The organism is Psychrobacter sp. NPDC078929 (genome assembly GCF_050267985.1).
Lineage (GTDB): Bacteria > Pseudomonadota > Gammaproteobacteria > Pseudomonadales > Moraxellaceae > Psychrobacter.
The window spans coordinates 71,964-92,443 of sequence record NZ_JBNNFX010000006.1; the positions used below are offsets into that span (position 1 = coordinate 71,964).

Consider the following 20,480-nt stretch of genomic DNA (forward strand, 5'->3'; position numbering starts at 1 on the left):
GATTTAATCGTGGTAGTCAACATACCTACTACGAATCTACGCATCGATGTATTCATCAACCAGTGGTGACAGGTCGATCTCGACGCCTAGATTGACCAGATTCCAGTATTGTCCTGATACAGTACGGTCTAGCATCATAGTGGTAGCTGAGGGTTGAAACTGACCAAAGTACTTTAAAGACGTACGCATCTGGGCAATGGCCTCGTGATGTACTTGGCTGCTGCCAAAATCAAATTCGCCTTCTTGATAGGGTCTAATGGATAAAGGCTTTAGACCAATCGATAGCCACTTTTCATAAAACTCACCAGGGATGTTTTTGTCATCTTCGCGGCGAATATCTAATGCAATCAGATCTTGTTCAAGTGCAGTGACGTCACCTTTTAGTGCATGTTTGACAAAGCGTTTAAATAGCTGCACTTCGCTATCACTATAACTGCGGATACCCCCAAAATCATATGCCACGACACTACCGTCATGACGGAACGCGAAGTTACCTGGATGAGGGTCACAGTGCATACGGTATAAGCCAAATAGCTGACCTGCGGTAAAGTGAAACAGACGCTCTGCTATTTTTTGTTTGATGTCATTGTCCCATGTCGCAGCGACAGTCAATGTTTCTCCCATCTCTTCGGTCAACGTTAAAATCCGTCTAGAAGAGTGGCTACTAATCACTTTGGGAATAATAAGGCCTTCATCTTCTGCATGAAAAGCGCCGAATACGCGTAAGTTATGAGCTTCTTTGACATAGTCCAATTCATCGTGCAGACTCTGGCGAATCTCATTAAAAAGCTGCTCTTGTAGTTGCTTACTCATATTGAGCACGCCAGCGATTTTTAATGCCATACGTACTTGTTTGAGATCGCTATCACAGTTTTCATCGACATCAGGATACTGGACTTTGACTACCACTTTTTGACCCGATGGCAACGTCGCTTTGTGCACTTGCCCAATGGATGCTGCCGCAAAAGGTGTCTCTTCAAACTCGCTAAACAATTCTAAAATAGGCGCTTTCAGTTCGCGTTCAACTTGGGCTCGTATCTGCGCATACGGCATTGGCGGCGCATCTTTCTGTAACTTTTCGAGTGCTGAAGCAACCTCAGGCGGGAACACGTCCTTATATTGTGAAGCAATCTGTCCGACCTTCATTACTGCGCCTTTCATCTCACCCAATGTCTCGGCAATTTGAACGCCCACGTCTTGCATCAGATCTGAGCGAGCTTGCAGACGTTTTTCTTCGTCACTTGAGAGGTGCTTAAATGAGTTTTTGGCGGCTTTGCCAGCAATACTCGCTGTCATGCCAGCGAGTTTCATAAAGCGTTTTCCGGACGATTTTGCCATTCATGTCACCGTATAATGGGTTGTTTGCTCAGTCGTAATTCTATTATTTTAATTGCAAGATTACTGTTTGACTAATGTGTGAAGACGCGAGCAATTATTTATAAAATAGTAAGCACAGTCATATCATTTATTTGTGTCAACTGCATACATATTACTCAACCAGTAATCAAGCGCCATTTGATAGCCTAATTGTCCCAAGCCGCAAATGACTCCGACCGCAACGTCACTTAGATATGAATGATGACGGAAAGGCTCACGGGCATGAACATTGGATAAATGTACTTCTATAAATGGCTTTTGGGTGGCCAATAGCGCGTCGCGCAGAGCCACTGACGTATGCGTAAATGCAGCTGGATTGATGATGATAGCATCGACTTGAGCAGATTTATCCGCCAATAATCCATGATGCTGAATGTCGTCTACTAGCTTACCTTCATGGTTGGACTGTATGCATATTAACTCTATACCGTGGTGTGCGGCGCGCTCTATTAACTGTTTCTCTATATCAGCAAGTGTCGTATGACCATAAATATGCGGTTCCCGCTTACCTAGTAAATTCAGATTTACGCCGTTTACCAGTAGTAATTTATGAGTCAGTAATTGATTGGAGCTTTCGTTAGTCGATTGTTCGACTGTTTTTGACGGAGTAGAGGAGGTCATAATGGTCTCGGTAACTATTGAGCAATGTTAATAATTTATTATAGTATAAGAATAATCTAAGGTGCGCGGCGTTAAGCTAAAATGGCTTCAACGCATTTTGCTCTTTATCATAACAGCTTGATAGCTAGGTTATAAAAATTTGTCTAAAAAATTATTTAGATATCAAAAAGCATATTAAAAGTCTTTATGTTGCTAAAAACCCGTGCTATGATATTTTTTATGCAATAAATATTGCAAGTTTGTTGCTATCATCAAATTTCATGACAATAAGCGCGTTTAGCGAATTCGTTATGTAAGCACTATGTAGGTAATTGAAGTACTACATAGACGATGGTAAGTAGAGTAGTAATACTCTTAATTTTTGATTTCATAATCTTAGACCCTGTTTATATGCAATGTCGCAAAGGAAGCTAGGGCTAAGCGGACTTTTTTAGGAAGTAATATTATGTCAGCTCGTGAGCAAGGTATCGTTAAGTGGTTTAATGACTCAAAAGGCTTTGGTTTCATTCAACGTGACAGCGGAGAAGATATTTTTGTCCATTTCCGCGCGATTCAGGGTGATGGCTATCGTTCTCTAAAAGATGGCGAAAAAGTTGAGTTCAGCGTAGTAGAAGGTGACAAAGGTCTGCAAGCTGAAGAAGTCAGAAAGATAGAAGAGTAATTTACTCAGACATTAAAGCGGTTTAGTTATAATGTCTGTACAAACTACTGATATACTACTGAGTCAAGCCCATCTTATCTTACCTATGTTGAGTGAACTGCAGCATATTTGGTAGGATTGGATTTGGGCTTGGCTTTTTTTATGCCTATATGTCTGATGGTTTTCCACAGACTCGATAAGGCTACTTTTACTGATTACGGTTTAAATGCTGCATTTGATACTATAAAGGTTGATTTTGAACCTATTTATAATTAATAAAATACGAGCAATTTATTTAAAAGGATATTTTTTTGAGCAATTTTACAACGTTTACTGATTTGCCACTTTCAACAGCGACCTTGCGTGCAGTAAGTGATTTAGGCTTTACTGAATTGACACCCATTCAAGCAAAGATACTACCGCATACATTGGCACATCAAGATGCCATCGGACAAGCACAAACGGGCACAGGGAAAACAGCGACCTTTCTACTGACTATTATGGAAGCCTTGCTTAAGCGTCCATTTGCCAATGACGAAGAGCGCTATCTTGGTGAGCCGCGCGCTGTGGTCATGGCGCCAACTCGCGAACTGGCTCAGCAAATATTTGATGACTGCATTGCATTAACCAAATATACCTCGCTACATAGCGTCTGTATTATGGGCGGTACTAACTATGAAACTCAGCAACACGAGCTTGAACGTCAATACGTTGATATCTTGGTAGCGACGCCAGGCCGTTTAATTGATCTTGCTAATAAAGGTATGGTGTATCTAGATAGAGTAGAGGTACTGGTACTCGATGAAGCCGATCGTATGTTAGATATGGGATTCATTCCTGATATCAAGCGCCTAGTTGGTCGAATGCCTGCCAATACCGATCGCCAAAGCTTGTTGTTTTCTGCAACCTTTAACCAAGATGTTATGAATTTGGCGTATCGCTGGTTGCATGAGCCGCAGTTTGTGGAAATCGAGCCAGAACACAAAACCAGCGAATTGGTTGATCAGCATTTTTATTTGCTGACAGAAGATCAAAAACTCGAAGCCCTACAGCGTATTATTAGTGATGAGGCTGTTGAAAAGGTCATTGTATTCGCCAATCGCAAAGATCAAGTTAAGCGTCTCTATCATAAACTGCGCCAAGCACATAAGATTGTCATGCTCTCAGGTGATGTGATTCAGCAAAAACGTGAGAAATACTTACAGCGATTTAAGGATGGTCATGCTTCTATTCTAGTGGCGACAGATGTTGCAGGGCGCGGTATCCATGTCGATGATATCAGTCATGTGGTCAACTATACCCTGCCGGATCAACCAGATGATTATGTCCACCGTATTGGTCGTACGGGACGCGCTGGGCAAACAGGCATTAGCATTAGCTTTGTCAGTGAAGATGACGCATTTAATATACCAGCATTAGAGAAGCATTTAGAGACCAAGTTTACGCTTGAACAGTGGCAGGAATAATTATTATAAATGGATATCATTTAACCAATAAACCCCTTAATATCATTTTTGATATTAAGGGGTTTTTGTACGCTTGGTAAAGTGAACGCAGTACTCAAATTATGTGTTAGAAATTATTGAGCATGATGCATGGAGGTGGCGTCATCGCCCATATCGTGCATGCTATGATCCATATGGTTATCCGTGTCTTGCATATCATGATCCATAGCTGGCGTCATATCGTGATTCATAGCTGGCGTCATATCGTGATTCATCTGATCCATGTCATGAGCATCTGTCTCAGACATCATAGTAGAGTGGCTACTATGATCCATCTGTGCGTGTCCACCACCATGCCCGCCATGCATATTTGCCATGACCATAGGAACGACAGCAACTGCCAAACCTGAAAGTACCATCACCGCACCATTTAACTGCCTTAAGCGAAAACGACCAATCTTGTCACGTAACCAGCCAACTGTCTCGTGCGTTGCAACTAGCATCGGTATGGTTCCCAAGCCGAACACGAACATCAATGCGGCACCGCTTAATGGGTTGTGAGCGACGACAGCAATCAGTAGAGCGCCGTATACCAAACCGCAAGGCAAAAAGCCCCAAAGCAAACCTGCTGTTAGTGCGCGCGGAAAAGTATTGAGCGGAAATACCTTTTGACGCAGCGGGCTAAGGTATTGCCAAAAGCGCATGCCAAAACGCTCAAGCTTGGTCAAAAACGGCGCGCCAAGCATCGTTACACCGACAAATACTAGTACCAGTCCTAACAAGATGCGCGGCATGCTGTTGCCCTGCATCAATGGCGCCAGTACCGTGACACCAATAAGTCCTGCGACCAAACCCAATAATGCATAACTGGTTAGACGGCCAAGATGATAGGTGGCCACCAGCGCGCGGCGTTTAGTAGGGCTGACATCTTTCATAGACAGACCAAATGCCGTCACAAGACCGCCACACATACCCAAACAATGCGGCGAGCCAAAAAACCCCATCAGTAATGCCGCAACAAGTAAAGCCATGGTCATGGATGCATCTCCTAAAAGTCATAAAGGCCGTATCTATAGACACGATTATTATCTAACGAAAGCTCATCATTACACGATGAACAGAGAAGAGGATAAAGGTTAAATTTTTGGATTTTTCTCTACATCAGTACGAACGAGCGCATCTTTATCAACGTTATCATCTGACGGCTCGGTATTTGCAGAATGCCGAGACTGCACCGCGCGCTCATGAGCTTGCATGGTTTGCCTGCGTTCTTGACGGTCATCCAATATAATACGCTGTGATGCATTGTCCAGATCTTCGAATTGATTTGACTTGACCGCATAACGCACCGCCCAAATAGCAACCACAAACAGCATGAGACTTAATGGAATTAATAAAAATATACTGAGCATGGCAAATCTCTTAAATAGCAGTGTCTCTTATTATTATACACCCATCACAAATGTAGTGGATGTTCGGTAGCATTTAGGATGAGTTTCTCAATGGTATCGTATATATCTTTAACGTTTATTCGTCAGAGTTTTTTGCAACACTGCCTCTTGGGGTCAATAGCTGCTGTGAAGTCACATCTTTGGCATGGCGGCAGTCCATCTGTGGACGTATCACATCGCGCAGGTAGGCTGCGACCTCATAGACAGCGCGCCTTGAGTGACTTAAATTGTACGCAGGCTTCATCCAGTCGCGTCTTACTGGCAGTGGCGCAGGAAGTGGTGTGCTATTGATACCGTTTAAGGCAAACTGTCTGCGTGCACGTGCCATATGATAGCTGTCAGTAATCAAATATACATGGCGTAGCGGAATGCGTTTGGCTGTAAAACGGGCGTTTTCACATGTATTCATGCTGGCATTTTCACTGATCAGTCCGTCGATACCGTGTTCCATCAACCATTGACCGAGCCATGGAGCTTCAGCACCACTCAGTACGATCGGTAGAGGTAAGTCATGGTAAGCGCCTGCAGCGGTACGGGCGCGATTGAGACTATAACGATTTAGGATAATTTGGTTGTTGTGGTCGTTGGTCAGACCGCCGCCTAAGACTACATAGGCAGTAGGCGGTGAGCTCATGGCAGCAGAAGGCATATCAGGTAGTGGCAATAGAGAAAAGATATAAACGATTGCTTGCGAAAACAGCGGAGTAAATAGGCTAATAATCACTAAAATGACAGACGTGGAGCCTAGTATAAAAGTAATATTGATAATGCGAAAAAGCGTCACCATGCGTTCAGAAAACCGCAAGTAATATCGCCATAATCGTTTAGATAATAGCCGCTTAGACCATGATTTTTTAGGCCACATGCTCAGCATATCCAATTGAGCCATCAGCATTTACCCAGACTGGCTCACGTGACAATTGAATGGCAAATTTTTCATAGACAGTAGCAGCGATATGTTTCTGCGCTATGGCTACATCTTCTTGCGTGGCTTGCTGAGGCGTATGGTTGGTCAGTACTAGTGCTTGCTGCTTGTGTGTAAAAATAGGTGCAATGCCGCCGCCTTTTAACCCTGCTTGTTCAATGAGCCAACCTGCAGCAACTTTTATCGTTGCATCAGGCATCGCATAACCAACGATAGCTGGATAAGTTGTTTGCAGCGCTGTGAACTGCTCCTGAGCGATAATAGGGTTTTGAAAAAAACTGCCACAATTAGGTAGCTGTTTTGGGTCTGGCAGTTTTTGTTGTCTAATATCTATAATGGCTTGCATAACATCATGAGGCATCGCTTGCTCGCGCCCTTGTTGCTCTGCATAGCGCTGCGCCACAGTCTGTACATCGCCATAACTGGCTAGAATATTGGCAGGATCAGTATGTAATCTGAAACCCACACGACTAATAAGCCATGTGTTTGGTGTGCGTTTAAAGATACTGTCACGATAGCCAAATTGACAATCGGCAGCTGATAAATGGTGCCAAGTTTGTGTCGGCAAATGATAGGCGCGTACATACTGTAAGCGGTCTTCTAATTGTACGCCGTATGCACCGATATTTTGTATGGGTGCTGCGCCCGTCAGGCCCGGTATTAGTGCAAGGTTTTCCAATCCATACCAACCTTGATTGACCGTATGTACGACCAAATCATGCCAGTTCTCACCAGCCATTACCTCGATATCAACATAATTGTCGGTTTGATTGGTCAGATGAATACCACGCATCTTTGGCTGCAATACTATAGCCTTCAACGCGGCAGGCAATAAAACATTGCTACCGCCAGACAGTACAAACAGTGGTAGCTTGTCTGCTGTATCCTCTATATAAGCTGCCATAAAATCATCAAGCTGCGCTTCATTCTCTAATGTCACTACAGAGTCAGCAACACAAGCCAATGCCATAGTATTATCATGTGACAAATCGATTGAATCATTAACTACGGCAGTCGCTGAAACATTCGAAACATCAGAGCTGATGGTAGACTGAGTACTGTGGTCAAGGCGTGAAGCTTGGGTCATAACATAGCCTATGTGGCAAAAGGATAATAAATGATAAGGTAGTTATAGTTGTTTCAATTTAAAAGAGATACAAAGCAACTGAGTGCAGACGTAACTGTGATACTTCAAGCGAGGTTAACGCTGTAGCTCTTTTATAGAAGATTAACCTTATTATAGAGGATACCGGATGCAAGAGTAGCAGAAATATAGACGGTATGGCTAGCAGGCTTTCCAGCTTTCTATCCAAGCTTGGGCGCTTGATTCGATACGCTCGATCACTTCTTCGAAATCATCGTTATCGCCCTTATATGGATCTGGCACATCGCTACCGCAATAGGTAGGGTCTTCTTCACTGAACAGCGCTAGTGTTGCTAAATTATCTTCTGACTCTGCAATGCTGTCTTTAATAGCTTGTAGATCAGCTAGATTCTGTGAATCCATGGCTAAGATTAAATCAAAATCATGAAAATCACTGGTACTGACTTGACGAGCGACCAGCTTATTAATTTTATAGCCGTGTGACTTAGCATGACGTTGTGAGCGAGCATCAGGCGCACTGCCAACGTGCCAATCACTGGTGCCTGCTGAGTCTACTTTTATAGATAGTCCAGCAATCGCTGCTTGCTGACGAAAAACTTCTTCAGCAGTAGGGGAGCGGCAGATATTTCCCAAACATACCAATAATACAGACGAGGGAGTACAGGCTTTCATCAGCATAATATGACCTTCTATAACAAAAAAAACATGCTATAAGAGACCAGCATTGTTAATGCGGCTTTTATTAGCATGCAATCGATTGAATCAGCTGCTAGCGTAACGCTTAATGCTTGGAATGGCAAGGATAGAGACTAAACAATAGCGTCATTTAACAATGGAAATTTGGCCATATGATGCATGGCCAAAAGGTGAGATAGTGAAACGGTTTTAATCTTGATTACTTTTAAAACGCTGTAGATCGCGTCGCTCTTTTTTGTTGGGTTTGTTGTCAGGACGAGCAAGGTTGGCCAGTTTGCGCTGTTCGGCATAGTAAGCACGGCGCGTCTCGCTTTCTTTGGTCTCTGAATATAGTACCTCAGCGGCGGTCGCATTGCCACGCTGTGCAGATAGCGCCTCAACAACGACAGTCTTTTCAGTCATAGCGGTCGCTGAGCCTTGACGAATGGTTAGCTCATCTCCGACTGAAATCTCTTTACTGGTTTTTACCCGGCTACCAGCATAGTGCACGCGTCCACTTTCAATCGCTTGTTTGGCTAGGGTGCGTGTACGATAAAACCTAGCTGCCCAAAGCCATTTATCGAGACGGATTTTCACCAAACCTTGGTTATTATCATCAGCATTAGCATTTTTCTTCATAAGAGTCACTCTGCATTCGTTTTTATATTAAATCATAGTTTTATATAAATAATATTAGGGCAACTTTACTATTTGCAAATGTATTTTTGTGATTGTAGTGCTTAGGACGTGTTCCCAGTTCAAACGTTTATCACCATTTTTAAAATAGGGACATTCCCTAGTATCGGGTTATATGATGCAAAAAGCGGCTAATCATAAGAGAAGCCGCTTTTGTTATTCATCTTAGGAACATACTCTTAAGAGGTTATCTTAAAAACAACTGATAGCCAATGTTGTCATTGACCGTGGCACAGTCATAACCAATATCTAAAAGCGCGTCTTGTAGCTGACGAGAGTTACCTTCAGAGGCTTGCAGGCCAACCAGCACACGACCTTCAGCAGCACCATGGTTGCGGTAATGGAATAAAGTAATATTGAAGTCATCACCCAATTTTTCTAAGAACGTTAGCAATGCGCCTGGACGTTCTGGGAATACTACTTGTAGCAATTGTTCGTTTTCGACATGAGCATGACCACCAATCAAATGACGAATATGTGATTTGGCGATATCATCATCAGTCAGGTCGTGAGCAGTGTAGCCATCGTCTGACAATTGGTTACTGATGGTTTGACGCTCTTTTTCGCCTTCTTTTAAAGCGATACCTACGAAGATTGAGGCAGGCTCCATTGAGTCTGGTGACTTTTTGCTGTCAGCACGGTAGTTAAACTCTGTGATGTTACGGCCATGTAGACTGCGACAGAAGTTCAAAAAAGCGCCTGTTTGTTCAGGAATAGTAACCCCAAAGATGGCTTCTTTTTTCTCACCGATTTCGGTACGCTCAGCGATATAACGCAGGCGGTCAAAATTCATATTGGCACCGCAAATGATACCGACGCAGTTTTTATCTTGAATATTATTGGCTTCGATATATTTTTTCATACCAGCGACTGACAACGCGCCAGCAGGCTCAACGATACTGCGATTCTCTTCAAAGATATCTTTGACAGCCGCACACACTTCATCATTGGTACAAGTGATCACTTCAGGCTCAACGATAGGGCCTGAGTTATCGCTTTTTTGCGTACGGACGACATCAAAAGGCAATTCACCAATCTGCGCGACTGCCACCCCATCGACGAACAATCCTACTTGCTCAAGTTTGACACGTTCACCTGTTTCAAGTGCTGCTTTTAGACAAGCTGACTGCTCGGCTTCTACCGCAATCACTTTGACATGTGGTGCCACTTCACCTAAAAATGCGGCCACACCTGAAATCAGACCACCACCACCAACGGCAACGAATACATAGTCCATATTACGCCACTGCTGGGTCAGCTCAAGACCGATGGTACCTTGTCCTGCGATGACCAGTTCATCGTCATAAGGCGGAATAAAGGTCAGTCCTTCGCGTTCAGCGCGGTCAATCGCATAGCGGTTTGCTTGATCAAAACTATCACCGTGCAGATCTACATTGCCACCAAGTGCTCTTACCGCATCCACTTTGATGTCAGGAGTCGTGGTTGGCATAACGATGATGTTATTTAGTGATAATTTGCGTGCAGAGTAAGCCACGCCTTGCGCATGATTACCTGCTGAAGCACAAATCACGCCGCGTGCTTTTTGCTCATCGCTTAACTGACTGATACGGTTATAGGCACCGCGCAATTTAAATGATTTGACTGGTTGTAAGTCTTCACGCTTAAATCGAATGTCATTGGCAAAACGTTGGGTCAGCTTGGGTGCCGTTTCAAGTGGTGTTTGAATAGCAACGTCATAGACGGTGGCTTGTAAGATGGCTCGTACCCAGTGTGACAGCATAGTAATCCCTAAACAGAGTGAATATAAAAAGTATAAATGAATATAAAAACGAAATAGATTAGCCTATGCCGATTTTTAGTATCTTGCAAGACTCAATTGCAGTTTTCTTGGGATTTCGTACTTGAATTTACATGAAGTGCAGGTATTTGCCGAAGTTAAGTCTTAGTGTAGGCACGATAGGACTCACAAATTAGCGTCATGATGCGCTAACATCCGTTAATATCATCGGTTATAATAGCCGCGCATTTTATCTGTTTTAGCCTTTTACTGTTTTTAAGACCATACGTTTATTTTCCAAGGATTTATGATGAGTGATCAGCAAGCACAAAAGCAAGCCGCGGCCAAAGCTGCTCTAAGCTATATCGAAGACGATATGATACTTGGGGTAGGGACAGGTAGTACGGTCAACTGTTTGATTGAGTTGTTGCCACAATTGAAGCTTGCTGGCGCTGTCGCTAGCTCACAGGTGACAGAAGACAAACTTCGTGCGCTTGGTATCGAAATAGTCGATTTAAACTTTGCTGGTACATTGGATGTTTATATCGATGGTGCTGATGAAGTCAATGAGCACTTGCAACTTATCAAAGGCGGCGGCGGTGCATTGACTCGCGAAAAGATTGTGGCTGCAGCTTCAAATAAGTTCGTCTGTATGGTCGATGATAGCAAAAGCGTTGATATCTTAGGTCGCGCGTTTCCAGTACCGATTGAAGTATTGCCACAAGCACGCTCGTATGTGGCTCGCCAATTGGCCAAATTGGGCGGTGAACCCGTATACCGTGAAGACTTTGTCACTGATTATGGTAATGTCATTTTAGACACCTATGACTTGGATGTGAGTAATCCAATCGCGCTCGAAAAAGAGCTAAATAATATCGTAGGTGTGGTATGTAATGGTATCTTTGCAGCAAACCAAGCGGATGTTCTATTAAAAGCAGGTGCTAATGGTGTGACAACGCTCACGCGTTAATCTATGATCAAATCATTTGTATAAATAAAAAAGCCGTCCAGATCTGGACGGCTTTTTTATTTGGGAACTTATTTAGGAGTTTATTAGCAAGTTATCTTACTATTGATCTCACTGTCTTTTTATAGAATAGCCTAAGTTATGCAGGTAACTTGATTTTGTCTTTAAGTAAAAACTCCATCAATGCTTTCTGTGCATGTAAGCGGTTTTCAGCTTCGTCCCATACGACAGAGCGCGGGTCATTAAGCATGTCATGAGAGATTTCCTCGCCACGATGGGCTGGCAAGCAATGCATAAACACCACTTCAGGGTCAGCTTTGTCTAATAGAGACGGCGTCACTTGATAAGGCGCAAAACGACGTGCACGTGTGTTTTGCTCTGACTCTTGACCCATACTTGCCCACACATCAGTGACAATTAAGTTAGAATCTTTTGCCGCATCTTGTACGTTTTCTACCAGACTGACGCAGTGTGAAAAGCGCTCCATAAGTTTCGGATCAGGCTCGAACCCATAAGGCGCTGCCACGCGTAGTTCAAAACCAAACTGATTGGCAGCTTGCATAAATGACGAGCACATATTGTTGCCATCACCGACCCAAGTGACGATTTTATTTTCGATACTACCGCGATGCTCGTAATAAGTCTGCATATCAGCAAGCAACTGGCATGGATGGTAGTCATCGGTCAATGCATTGATAATCGGTACGCTTGAGTATTCAGCAAAAGTTTCAACTTTTTCGTGCCCAAAGGTACGAATCATGATGATATCAACCATGCTAGAAATCACGCGTGCTGAATCTTCTAATGGCTCGCCGCGACCGAGCTGCGTATCGTTTGGTGATAAAAATATGGCGTTACCACCAAATTGACCCATGCCCGTCTCAAATGAGATACGGGTACGCGTTGAAGATTTTTCAAATATCATGCCAAGCGTACGACCAACAAAAGGCTGGTATATCTCGCCTGCGTGTTGCATCTTACGCAATTCGCTTGCGCGTTTGATTAAGTTTTCTAGTTCTTGTTTGGTTAAATCAGATAAGGTTAAAAAATGGCGCAAACTCATAGTAATCCTAGCAGTCGATCGCAGTCAGTGAAACGTCATCAGTCTTCAATAGCATCGCGTCAGTGCGTATACTGGGTTGACAACAAACTTTTAGTATAGCGTATTTACTTTCAATGTAAACGTTCATTTTTATCAAGATCAAATGGCTTGCCAAATAGACCGAAATCTCCTTAGCAAGCCAAGATACCTTGTACGCTAATGACTGTACCGCTAATGATTATGCCTGTGTACGGTTTGGACGTATGCTAAGGCGACATAACAGCTCATAGCTAATCGTCCCAGCATGACCTGCGACTTCATCGACACGCGGCGCATCGCCCCATAGCATGACCTTGCTATCTATAGCAAGACTCTCAGGTGCGCTACTGATATCAATAACAATCATATCCATAGCCACGCGCCCAATCACTGGGCAGCGGTAGCTTTGGCTGTCGTTAGCATCCATGACAATGACATACGCATCGTCAGTGACCACACGTGGGTAGCCATCGCCATATCCAACGCTGACCAACGCCGTTCTGGTGTCTTGCTGCGCACGCCAGCGGCTACCATAGCCGATTGTATCATTGGCGCTAACGGTTTGTAGAGCAATGATTTGAGCACTGAAATCCATCGCGGGCTGCAAGTCTAGTTCTTGTGCACTTTTATCGACGACAGGTGAGCTACCGTACAAGATAATGCCTGGACGTACCCAATCATAATGATGTTCTGGAAAGTTGACGATACCAGCAGAGTTGCATAATGAGCCTTGGATATCTGGGCCAATGGTATCTTTCAAAGTCGCTAGTACGCTTGAGAAGCGCTCAATCTGCATCGCATTTAATGGATGATCGTGGTCATCGGCATTGGCGAAGTGCGTGGCTAGGATCAGCTGATAACCCGCTTCATGTAGGCGTTTTGCTGCTGATAGCACTCCCTCAGCGTTAAAACCCAAACGGTTCATACCTGTATTGTATTTGAGCCAAGCCACTCTGGTTGCACTGCCAGCTGGCGGGATATTTTGCAAGGCCCATTCTAGCTGTGGTCCGTGGTGAATCACGCAGCTAATCTCATGATCAATCGCTTGCTGCCACTCATCAGCGGTAAACGCACCTTCTACTAGACCGATGGTTTTCTCCCAACCTAACTCTCTAGCTTCTAGCGCTTCGGTTAAAGTCGCGACACCGATACCATCTGCTTGCTGCAGGGCTGGCAAGACTGCCGCCACGCCATGCCCGTAAGCATTGGATTTGACCATAGCCAATACCTTAGACTGGGGTGCACGCTTTTTTACTTGATTTAGGTTATGAGTAAGGGCTTTTGGTTTTATGGTGATAGTGCGCATAATCGCCTTCTTTATGAGTAGAATTATGAAGTTATAGTCAGTTCAATATAATTTCGATACAAGGAAACCGAGTGCAAGTTATACATTAGTATGCTTAGCGAGGATGACGCTGTAGCGGCTTTATATAGACTTGACTATATAAAGCCAGTACTGCATCGATTGAGTTGATGCGGTACTGGCTATTGTATTAAAAACTGGTTATGTAAAATTATTCATTAACCTATAATTGAAACTGAGTCTATATAAGGCTTAGTCTTTGTCAGAATCAAATTTTATAAGGTTAATTACTCATCATTCTCAAAACTGACGCCTTGGTAGTACTCTGGCGTTAGATTGATAAAGCGGGTAAATTGACCTTCGAAGCCTAGACGAATAGTACCGATAGGGCCGTTACGTTGTTTACCAATAATGATTTCCGCCACGCCTTTGTGGTCCGAGTTTTCATTATAAACCTCATCACGATAGATGAACATAATCAAATCGGCATCCTGCTCAATCGCACCAGATTCACGTAGATCTGACATGATAGGGCGTTTATTTGGACGGTTTTCTAGACTACGGTTAAGCTGTGACAATGCAATCACGGGACATTCAAGCTCACGTGCTAGTGCTTTTAGACTACGAGAAATCTCAGAAATCTCGCCAACACGGTTACCATCTAAGCTGGGTACTTTCATCAGCTGAAGATAATCGACTACGATAGCACCCAAGCGACCGTCATGGTTTTTGGCAATACGGCGGCAGCGAGAACGCATCTCAGACGGCGGTAGGGCGGTACTGTCATCAATATATAAATGCTTCGATTGCAGATGTTGAATAGCGTTCATCATCTTTGCCCATTCATCTTCATTCATTTGCCCAGAACGCAGATGCGTCTGGTTAATCGCGCCCCATGAGGACAGCAGACGCATGACGATAGATTCGGCAGGCATCTCCATCGAAAATACGACGACTGGCAAATCTTCATTAAACAAGATCCCTTCTGCCAAGTTCATCGCAAAAGTGGTTTTACCCATCGAAGGACGCGCAGCAACAATAATCAAATCACCCGCTTGTAGACCTTGGGTTTTGTTATTCAGCTCGGCAAATGGCGTCTGCAAACCAATCATGCCATCGGGATTAGATTTTAGCTCTTGAATCTTATCGATAACATTGGTCAAGACAGAGGTAATACCAACAGGTCCGCGCTGTTCCGCGCGTTTATTATGCTGCTCATTGATACTAAATATCTTACCTTCCACATTGTCTAGAATGTCGCTAACGCTTTGGTCTTTTGGATTATAGGCAAGCGTCAGCATGTCATTACCAGTGGTAATCAGCTGGCGTAGGGTTGATAGTTCACGCACGCGCTGGGCGTAGGCAGTCAGGTTAAACAAAGTCGCAGGACTTTGGCTCAAAATATCAGCCAAATAACTGTCACCACCTGCACCTTTGAGTAATTTCTGCGCTTCTAACCAGTCGTGTACCATGACCGTGTCATAAGGCTCATTCACTGCCGCCAAATGAGCAATGGCATCAAAAATGTATTGATGTCGCCCAGCATAAAAGTCATCTTTGGTGACAATATCGGCAATCTTGTCGTACGCCTCTTCGATACTCATCAAAGACGCGAGCAATGCCTTTTCAATATCAATATTGTGCGGCGGTGTCTGATTGAGTAAGTCGTCGGTTTTGTCGTTTTCTGCCATGAGTGCCTAATGAGTTAAAATGGGTATGAAAAAGGATGTCGATGATAGAGCAATACAAACGTAGCGCGCCTCTACGATAGAAGTACCAAAACGCGGTCTCAGGTTTGTCTGTAAATGCTACAATCAGATGCGAAAGTTTAACACATAATGTGGTTTTTTAGACTTGATAAAGCACTAAATCTGAAGTGATTGTTTTTTATGAAGTAAGAGATACCATACAATATCTAAGTATAAAAATTTAGAACAATAATTATAAATATAATAAAATCAGTAATTTAAATAAAAAAGGCTATTGTTATGACAGAAGAAAAGCGCCCGCTATTAATCACGACAGGTGAGCCTGCAGGTATTGGCATGGACGTAGTACTAGGACTAGCAGCAGAGGGTAAGTTGCAAGATTTTGCTCGGCCAATTTGGGTGACTGCTGATGCTAAAGCGATGCAAACTCGCGCAGAGGAGTTGGTCGCGGCTGGCGTTCTCAAAATTATACCTAGTTGGCATACTATCAATACAGATATAAATACCGATAATTTCGATGTTAACTTGGTAGAGCAGATATCGCAGCAAGATATAGATGCTGATAGCGCTTTTATCCTACTGAATATTCCTTGTGCGGCACCAGTTGTCTGCGGGCAAATCAATATCGCTAACTCAGCGATGGTGGCTCAGCAGTTAGATATTGCTCATAAACTGGCAATAAATAATACAGTCGCTGCCATCGTCACTGGGCCATTGCAAAAATCAGCGTTGATAGATGCTGGTATCAAGCTGTTAGACGGCACCATGTTTAGTGGTCATACTGAATTTTTTATGCAGCAAAGTGGCTGTGAAAAAGTCGTCATGATGCTGGCCAATCAAGCGATGAAAGTCGCGCTTGTCACTACGCATTTGCCATTGAAGGACATCCCTGCTGCGATTACTACGGATAACGTACGCCAAACTGTACAAATTGTGATTGATGATATGCGAGAGAAGTTTGGTCTCACGCAGCCTCGTATCTTGGTCTGCGGCCTCAATCCACATGCAGGCGAGGGCGGGCACTTGGGAAGTGAGGAGATTGAGATTATCAATCCCGTGTTGCAAGAATTCATCGATGCAGGTGTCAATATATCAGAGGCGATGCCTGCCGATACGTTATTTACCACCAGACATTTAGCAAACTGTGATGCGGTCATTGCCATGTATCACGACCAAGGTTTACCAGTATTAAAATCGCACGGTTTTGGTGATACTGTCAATTTAACCTTGGGCTTGCCTTATATTCGTACCTCTGTCGATCATGGTACGGCGCTAGACTTGGCGGGACGCGGCGGGGCGAGTGCGACCAGTCTATATCAAGCACTAAATATGGCAAACGAGATGGCTGATAAGTCACTTATCGATGTACCTGCTGTATAAATCAGTGCTTATAGATATTTATCACGCAGTATTTGGCAACGTTAGAATTAGCAATGTCTATCTAAAAAGGCAACCACTTAAGACGATGTAGTAAAGCTTTTATCGTGCATGAGGAACAGCATCTGTGTTAAACACAGGCTCGAAAGCCTAGGATCAGGACCCTAAGCTTGTCTGGTCACGGATACCGATTGGTTGATCAGCTCCATGGATCCGAACGAGGTTAAGAACGCGACGTTTGACGCATCGGACCCAACACCGATGCGGGCCATCGTATCGGCACCTGCCATACCCGTTGGATCAATGAGGTGCCAACTTCCTTCAAGATAGACCTCGGCCACGGCATGAAAGTCTTGTGGTGTCACATCGGGCGCATAAACGCTCACAAACCTAGCTGGTATCGACGACGCGCGCGCTAGGGTTACGAGAACATGCGCAAAGTCGCGGCATACGCCCTGACGTTGAGCAAAGCTGTCGAGCGCGGTGGTTTGTGCATGGCTCGATCCGGGTACATAGCTGAATGCCGACTCGATCCAGTCGCGCATCGCGGCAATCCGTGCGCCGCCAGCGAGATTGCCAAACTCGGCGTCCACGAAGGCATGGAACTGTTCTGAAGGGCAATAGTGAGACGGCATCAAATGCCTGATTGTCTCTCCGGGCAAAAGGTGCAGGGGCGTTTGGGACAGTGCCGATATGTCTAAGGCAGGACGGTCAACGGCGATTTCTGCGAGATAAGTGCAGCTAAAATCCCCTTCAGCGTGAATCCAAATCCGTTCTCCTATACCATCATCGGCGGCGACCCGTGAAAAATGCGCAACGTCTGATGTCCAAATCTCGGTCGAACGCACCCGCTGATCCGCAAGATCAGCAGCTTCAATCTGAAGCAAAAGATCCATTGGCTCTGAGAGTCGATAATGGAGGGTGACGTTAAGTTTCAGGATCATATGTGAATTCCCTAAGGGTATTTATCTGGCGGGCTGACGATCGCGTAGGGCTGAACCGCCTCGACTATATCAGAGACTGGCTTACTTTACTGGAGTCAGACAGCAATGCCTGACAGGGTTAAATTATCATAATAGCGCTTTTCAAACTCAAAAGGTGAAACATAACCAATTGCGTTATGCAGTGGGGCTTTATTAAACCCAAGAAGTGTTAAAAATCGATTAATTATCGATTTAGTTTTACGCCGCGATTGTTATGATGACTTTATCTTTGGACTTGTTTCTGTCTGCTAGCGCTTGGTTTGACGCTGCCATTTAGCATAATCAGAGTTTATATTAAATGGATGTAGAGGTAAAAAGTTACCGGGTCGGTTACTCGAAAGCATGGCTCGTCTATCGATAATAATTATTCAAAAACACAGCCTAATTATGAGCTGTGGTATAATTCACCATTATAAAGTCAGTATATCGCTGCCATTACATTATCATCGCCCATTTATCTTTTATACATTAAGACTCTTTTATGTCCAAAACTTCATTTGATGCTCAAACTATTTCTAACAGCTTACGTGCTGCCAAACATCAGCCGCGTAAGCGCTTTGGCCAAAATTTCTTGCATGATACTAGCGTCATTCGCGAAATCGTCGAAAGTATTCGTCTAGAGCGCGATGACAATTTGATCGAGATTGGGCCTGGTATGGGCGCATTGACCGAGCCGTTATTGGCAGAAGTGGATGCAATGACAGTGGTGGAGCTAGATCGTGATTTGGCAGATAGCTTGCGTATTCGTATCGGTGCCAATAGCCATCCAAACTTTGAGATTATCAAAGACAATGCGATGCATGTGGACTACCGTGAGCTATATAGTGAAGAGCGCGGTAAGCTGCGCGTAGTGGGCAACCTACCGTATAACATCTCAACGCCTATCTTATTTCATCTGCTTCGCTATGCCGATGTGATTCAAGACATGCATTTTATGTTACAAAAAGAAGTGGTCGAGCGTATCACAGCCGACGTGGGTAGCAAGACTTATGGCCGCTTATCGGTCATCATGCAATACCACTGTGATACAGATTATTTGCTAACCGTTCCTCGCGGTGCGTTTAATCCACCACCAAAGGTGACCAGTGCCGTGTTCCGTCTGACGCCGCATATTAACAAACCAGTAGTCGCAAATGATGAAGAGCACTTTGCTATTGTCGTACGTGAGACTTTTAACCATCGTCGCAAGACGCTACGTGCTATCTTCAAAAAATCAACGTTGCTGCCGACATTGAGCGAAGACGATTTTGAGGCTTGTGGTATTGATCCGCAGGCACGTCCTGAGACCTTGAGCGTCACAGACTTTGTGAACCTAAGCAATCATTCACAACAGCTAGACGTATAGTGTATTTTTGATACATAAAAGCATGCTACTAACCGTCAATTATAATGGCGGTTTTTTATGCTTTATTTTTATGACCAGTACTTAAGTATTTATTTCTTATCGAGCTGTCTTTAACTATCGTGTTTAAATCGTTGAGGTGTTATGAGTTTTCGCCATCAGTATGTTATCGGTGACTTGCAGGGTTGCTATGCTGCGTATCTACAATTGCTAAAAACACTGGATTTCGATCCTGCCCAAGACAAATTATGGTTTGCTGGTGATTTGGTAGCACGCGGCGAGGACTCATTGAACACGCTGCGTCATGTCAAAGCGTTGTGTGAGCAAGGCGCTGCGGCAACGGTATTGGGCAATCATGATCTTAATTTGATAGCAGTCTGGCGCGGGGCCGCCAAGCTTAAAAATAAAGACAAAACGGCACCTATCTTTGCTGCGGATGACTGTGATGAGTTGCTCGAATGGTTACGTAGGCAGCCGATATTAGCCTATCCTGATGAGCACACGGTGCTAGTACATGCAGGGATTCCACCGCATTGGAGTATTGAAGCCGCTGCAGGATACGCACAGCAATTAGAAGCTCAGCTGCAAAGTAATTTGAATCAGCTCGATCAATTGCTGCCGAATCTATATAGCAAAGAAGCGGATGAATGGCATGCAGGTATCGAAGGATTTACCAAGATGCGTGCAATTGCTAATTACTTTACGCGTATGCGCTTGTGTAAGCAGGACGGGTTACTTGAGTTTAGCTTTTCAGCGGGTTTAGATGAGGCTATGCCAACCGATTTTTTGCCTTGGTTTGAGTGGCAAGTACCGCGCACTCGTAAGATACTATTTGGACATTGGGCTGCGCTAAAAGGCGAAATTGATTTGCCACATGCGCGCGCACTCGACGGTGGCTGCGTGTGGGGTAATTATCTATTGGCTTATAGATTGGGTGACGGCAAGGTAATAACCTCAAGCGCACAGTGCCCGAGTCCATAAAGAGGGTTATAAGCGTCTTAATATACAAGGCTAAATAAACAGTCTGTTATAAGTAGTTCCATTA

Annotated in this window: 19 protein-coding genes; 6 read left to right on the plus strand and 13 right to left on the minus strand. The window is 44.2% G+C overall.

All coding sequences use genetic code 11. The annotated features are described in order from the left end of the window. Positions 1-36: 36 nt before the first annotated feature. Positions 37-1,338: an ABC1 kinase family protein gene (locus ACQKCG_RS05125; protein WP_101205026.1), complete on the minus strand. Its 1,302-nt coding sequence runs from the start codon at positions 1,336-1,338 to the stop codon at positions 37-39. A gap of 123 nt (positions 1,339-1,461) precedes the next feature. Continuing rightward, entirely contained in the window at positions 1,462-1,998 is a 537-nt protein-coding gene (gene aroQ, locus ACQKCG_RS05130; protein ID WP_101205025.1) for a type II 3-dehydroquinate dehydratase, read from the minus strand. A gap of 445 nt (positions 1,999-2,443) precedes the next feature. Between aroQ and ACQKCG_RS05135 the strand changes: the two genes are divergently transcribed. Further along, positions 2,444-2,659, plus strand: a complete 216-nt coding sequence (locus tag ACQKCG_RS05135; RefSeq protein ID WP_057760416.1) for a cold-shock protein — start codon at positions 2,444-2,446, stop codon at positions 2,657-2,659. 290 nt (positions 2,660-2,949) lie between these two features. Continuing rightward, on the plus strand, positions 2,950-4,104 hold the full coding sequence (locus ACQKCG_RS05140) for a DEAD/DEAH box helicase (RefSeq protein ID WP_101205024.1): 1,155 nt from the start codon (positions 2,950-2,952) through the stop codon (positions 4,102-4,104). A 113-nt stretch (positions 4,105-4,217) separates the two neighbouring features. Here ACQKCG_RS05140 and ACQKCG_RS05145 read toward each other — a convergent pair whose 3' ends face one another. The 7 genes from ACQKCG_RS05145 to ilvA all read right to left on the minus strand — a co-directional run bounded on the left by ACQKCG_RS05145 (position 4,218) and on the right by ilvA (position 10,676). Continuing rightward, positions 4,218-5,120, minus strand: a complete 903-nt coding sequence (locus ACQKCG_RS05145; RefSeq protein ID WP_101205023.1) for a sulfite exporter TauE/SafE family protein — start codon at positions 5,118-5,120, stop codon at positions 4,218-4,220. A gap of 99 nt (positions 5,121-5,219) precedes the next feature. After that, the gene (gene ccoS / locus ACQKCG_RS05150; RefSeq protein WP_227522910.1) at positions 5,220-5,495 is read right to left on the minus strand and encodes a cbb3-type cytochrome oxidase assembly protein CcoS; all 276 of its coding nucleotides are present in this window, start codon (positions 5,493-5,495) and stop codon (positions 5,220-5,222) included. 115 nt (positions 5,496-5,610) lie between these two features. Beyond that, entirely contained in the window at positions 5,611-6,339 is a 729-nt protein-coding gene (locus tag ACQKCG_RS05155; RefSeq protein WP_227522909.1) for a YdcF family protein, read from the minus strand. 49 nt (positions 6,340-6,388) lie between these two features. Beyond that, complete coding sequence (gene murB / locus ACQKCG_RS05160) at positions 6,389-7,429, minus strand: UDP-N-acetylmuramate dehydrogenase (RefSeq protein WP_257020010.1); 1,041 nt, start codon at positions 7,427-7,429, stop codon at positions 6,389-6,391. A 315-nt stretch (positions 7,430-7,744) separates the two neighbouring features. After that, entirely contained in the window at positions 7,745-8,242 is a 498-nt protein-coding gene (locus ACQKCG_RS05165; RefSeq protein WP_101205020.1) for a low molecular weight protein-tyrosine-phosphatase, read from the minus strand. A 207-nt stretch (positions 8,243-8,449) separates the two neighbouring features. Then, entirely contained in the window at positions 8,450-8,878 is a 429-nt protein-coding gene (locus ACQKCG_RS05170; protein ID WP_057760405.1) for an RNA-binding S4 domain-containing protein, read from the minus strand. A gap of 244 nt (positions 8,879-9,122) precedes the next feature. After that, on the minus strand, positions 9,123-10,676 hold the full coding sequence (gene ilvA, locus ACQKCG_RS05175) for a threonine ammonia-lyase, biosynthetic (protein ID WP_101205019.1): 1,554 nt from the start codon (positions 10,674-10,676) through the stop codon (positions 9,123-9,125). A gap of 307 nt (positions 10,677-10,983) precedes the next feature. On the opposite strand from ilvA, the gene rpiA reads away from it, so the two are divergent. Further along, positions 10,984-11,643, plus strand: a complete 660-nt coding sequence (gene rpiA, locus ACQKCG_RS05180; RefSeq protein WP_057760400.1) for a ribose-5-phosphate isomerase RpiA — start codon at positions 10,984-10,986, stop codon at positions 11,641-11,643. A gap of 136 nt (positions 11,644-11,779) precedes the next feature. Here the strand turns inward: rpiA and argF are convergent, their stop codons facing one another. From argF to dnaB, 3 genes are all read right to left on the minus strand, one after another. Continuing rightward, positions 11,780-12,703 carry an ornithine carbamoyltransferase gene (gene argF / locus ACQKCG_RS05185; protein WP_057760398.1) on the minus strand — a complete coding sequence of 308 codons (924 nt, stop codon included), beginning with the start codon at positions 12,701-12,703 and terminating at the stop codon, positions 11,780-11,782. A 217-nt stretch (positions 12,704-12,920) separates the two neighbouring features. Further along, a complete protein-coding gene (gene alr, locus ACQKCG_RS05190; RefSeq protein WP_101205018.1) occupies positions 12,921-14,027 on the minus strand; it encodes an alanine racemase in 1,107 nt (368 codons plus the stop codon). Between the two features lie 284 nt (positions 14,028-14,311). Next, complete coding sequence (gene dnaB / locus ACQKCG_RS05195; RefSeq protein ID WP_057760393.1) at positions 14,312-15,715, minus strand: replicative DNA helicase; 1,404 nt, start codon at positions 15,713-15,715, stop codon at positions 14,312-14,314. 297 nt (positions 15,716-16,012) lie between these two features. Here dnaB and pdxA point away from each other — a divergent pair, with 297 nt between their 5' ends. Further along, complete coding sequence (gene pdxA, locus ACQKCG_RS05200; protein WP_101205017.1) at positions 16,013-17,113, plus strand: 4-hydroxythreonine-4-phosphate dehydrogenase PdxA; 1,101 nt, start codon at positions 16,013-16,015, stop codon at positions 17,111-17,113. 161 nt (positions 17,114-17,274) lie between these two features. Here the strand turns inward: pdxA and ACQKCG_RS05205 are convergent, their stop codons facing one another. Further along, positions 17,275-18,054: a transglutaminase-like domain-containing protein gene (locus tag ACQKCG_RS05205; protein WP_101205016.1), complete on the minus strand. Its 780-nt coding sequence runs from the start codon at positions 18,052-18,054 to the stop codon at positions 17,275-17,277. A 520-nt stretch (positions 18,055-18,574) separates the two neighbouring features. Between ACQKCG_RS05205 and rsmA the strand changes: the two genes are divergently transcribed. Next, on the plus strand, positions 18,575-19,438 hold the full coding sequence (gene rsmA / locus ACQKCG_RS05210) for a 16S rRNA (adenine(1518)-N(6)/adenine(1519)-N(6))-dimethyltransferase RsmA (RefSeq protein WP_101205015.1): 864 nt from the start codon (positions 18,575-18,577) through the stop codon (positions 19,436-19,438). Positions 19,439-19,579: 141 nt separating this feature from the next. Then, positions 19,580-20,416, plus strand: coding sequence for a symmetrical bis(5'-nucleosyl)-tetraphosphatase (locus ACQKCG_RS05215; RefSeq protein WP_101205014.1), 837 nt, complete (start codon positions 19,580-19,582; stop codon positions 20,414-20,416). Positions 20,417-20,480 lie beyond the last annotated feature (64 nt).

Coding starts and splice junctions, on each gene's coding strand:
- ACQKCG_RS05125 (WP_101205026.1), bottom strand. CDS start 1,338: ATGGCAAAATCGTCCGGAAAACGCTTTATGAAACTCGCTGGCATGACA.
- aroQ (WP_101205025.1), bottom strand. CDS start 1,998: ATGACCTCCTCTACTCCGTCAAAAACAGTCGAACAATCGACTAACGAA.
- ACQKCG_RS05135 (WP_057760416.1), top strand. CDS start 2,444: ATGTCAGCTCGTGAGCAAGGTATCGTTAAGTGGTTTAATGACTCAAAA.
- ACQKCG_RS05145 (WP_101205023.1), bottom strand. CDS start 5,120: ATGACCATGGCTTTACTTGTTGCGGCATTACTGATGGGGTTTTTTGGC.
- ccoS (WP_227522910.1), bottom strand. CDS start 5,495: ATGCTCAGTATATTTTTATTAATTCCATTAAGTCTCATGCTGTTTGTG.
- murB (WP_257020010.1), bottom strand. CDS start 7,429: ATGGCATTGGCTTGTGTTGCTGACTCTGTAGTGACATTAGAGAATGAA.
- ACQKCG_RS05165 (WP_101205020.1), bottom strand. CDS start 8,242: ATGCTGATGAAAGCCTGTACTCCCTCGTCTGTATTATTGGTATGTTTG.
- ACQKCG_RS05170 (WP_057760405.1), bottom strand. CDS start 8,878: ATGAAGAAAAATGCTAATGCTGATGATAATAACCAAGGTTTGGTGAAA.
- ilvA (WP_101205019.1), bottom strand. CDS start 10,676: ATGCTGTCACACTGGGTACGAGCCATCTTACAAGCCACCGTCTATGAC.
- rpiA (WP_057760400.1), top strand. CDS start 10,984: ATGAGTGATCAGCAAGCACAAAAGCAAGCCGCGGCCAAAGCTGCTCTA.
- argF (WP_057760398.1), bottom strand. CDS start 12,703: ATGAGTTTGCGCCATTTTTTAACCTTATCTGATTTAACCAAACAAGAA.
- alr (WP_101205018.1), bottom strand. CDS start 14,027: ATGCGCACTATCACCATAAAACCAAAAGCCCTTACTCATAACCTAAAT.
- dnaB (WP_057760393.1), bottom strand. CDS start 15,715: ATGGCAGAAAACGACAAAACCGACGACTTACTCAATCAGACACCGCCG.
- pdxA (WP_101205017.1), top strand. CDS start 16,013: ATGACAGAAGAAAAGCGCCCGCTATTAATCACGACAGGTGAGCCTGCA.
- ACQKCG_RS05205 (WP_101205016.1), bottom strand. CDS start 18,054: ATGATCCTGAAACTTAACGTCACCCTCCATTATCGACTCTCAGAGCCA.
- rsmA (WP_101205015.1), top strand. CDS start 18,575: ATGTCCAAAACTTCATTTGATGCTCAAACTATTTCTAACAGCTTACGT.
- ACQKCG_RS05215 (WP_101205014.1), top strand. CDS start 19,580: ATGAGTTTTCGCCATCAGTATGTTATCGGTGACTTGCAGGGTTGCTAT.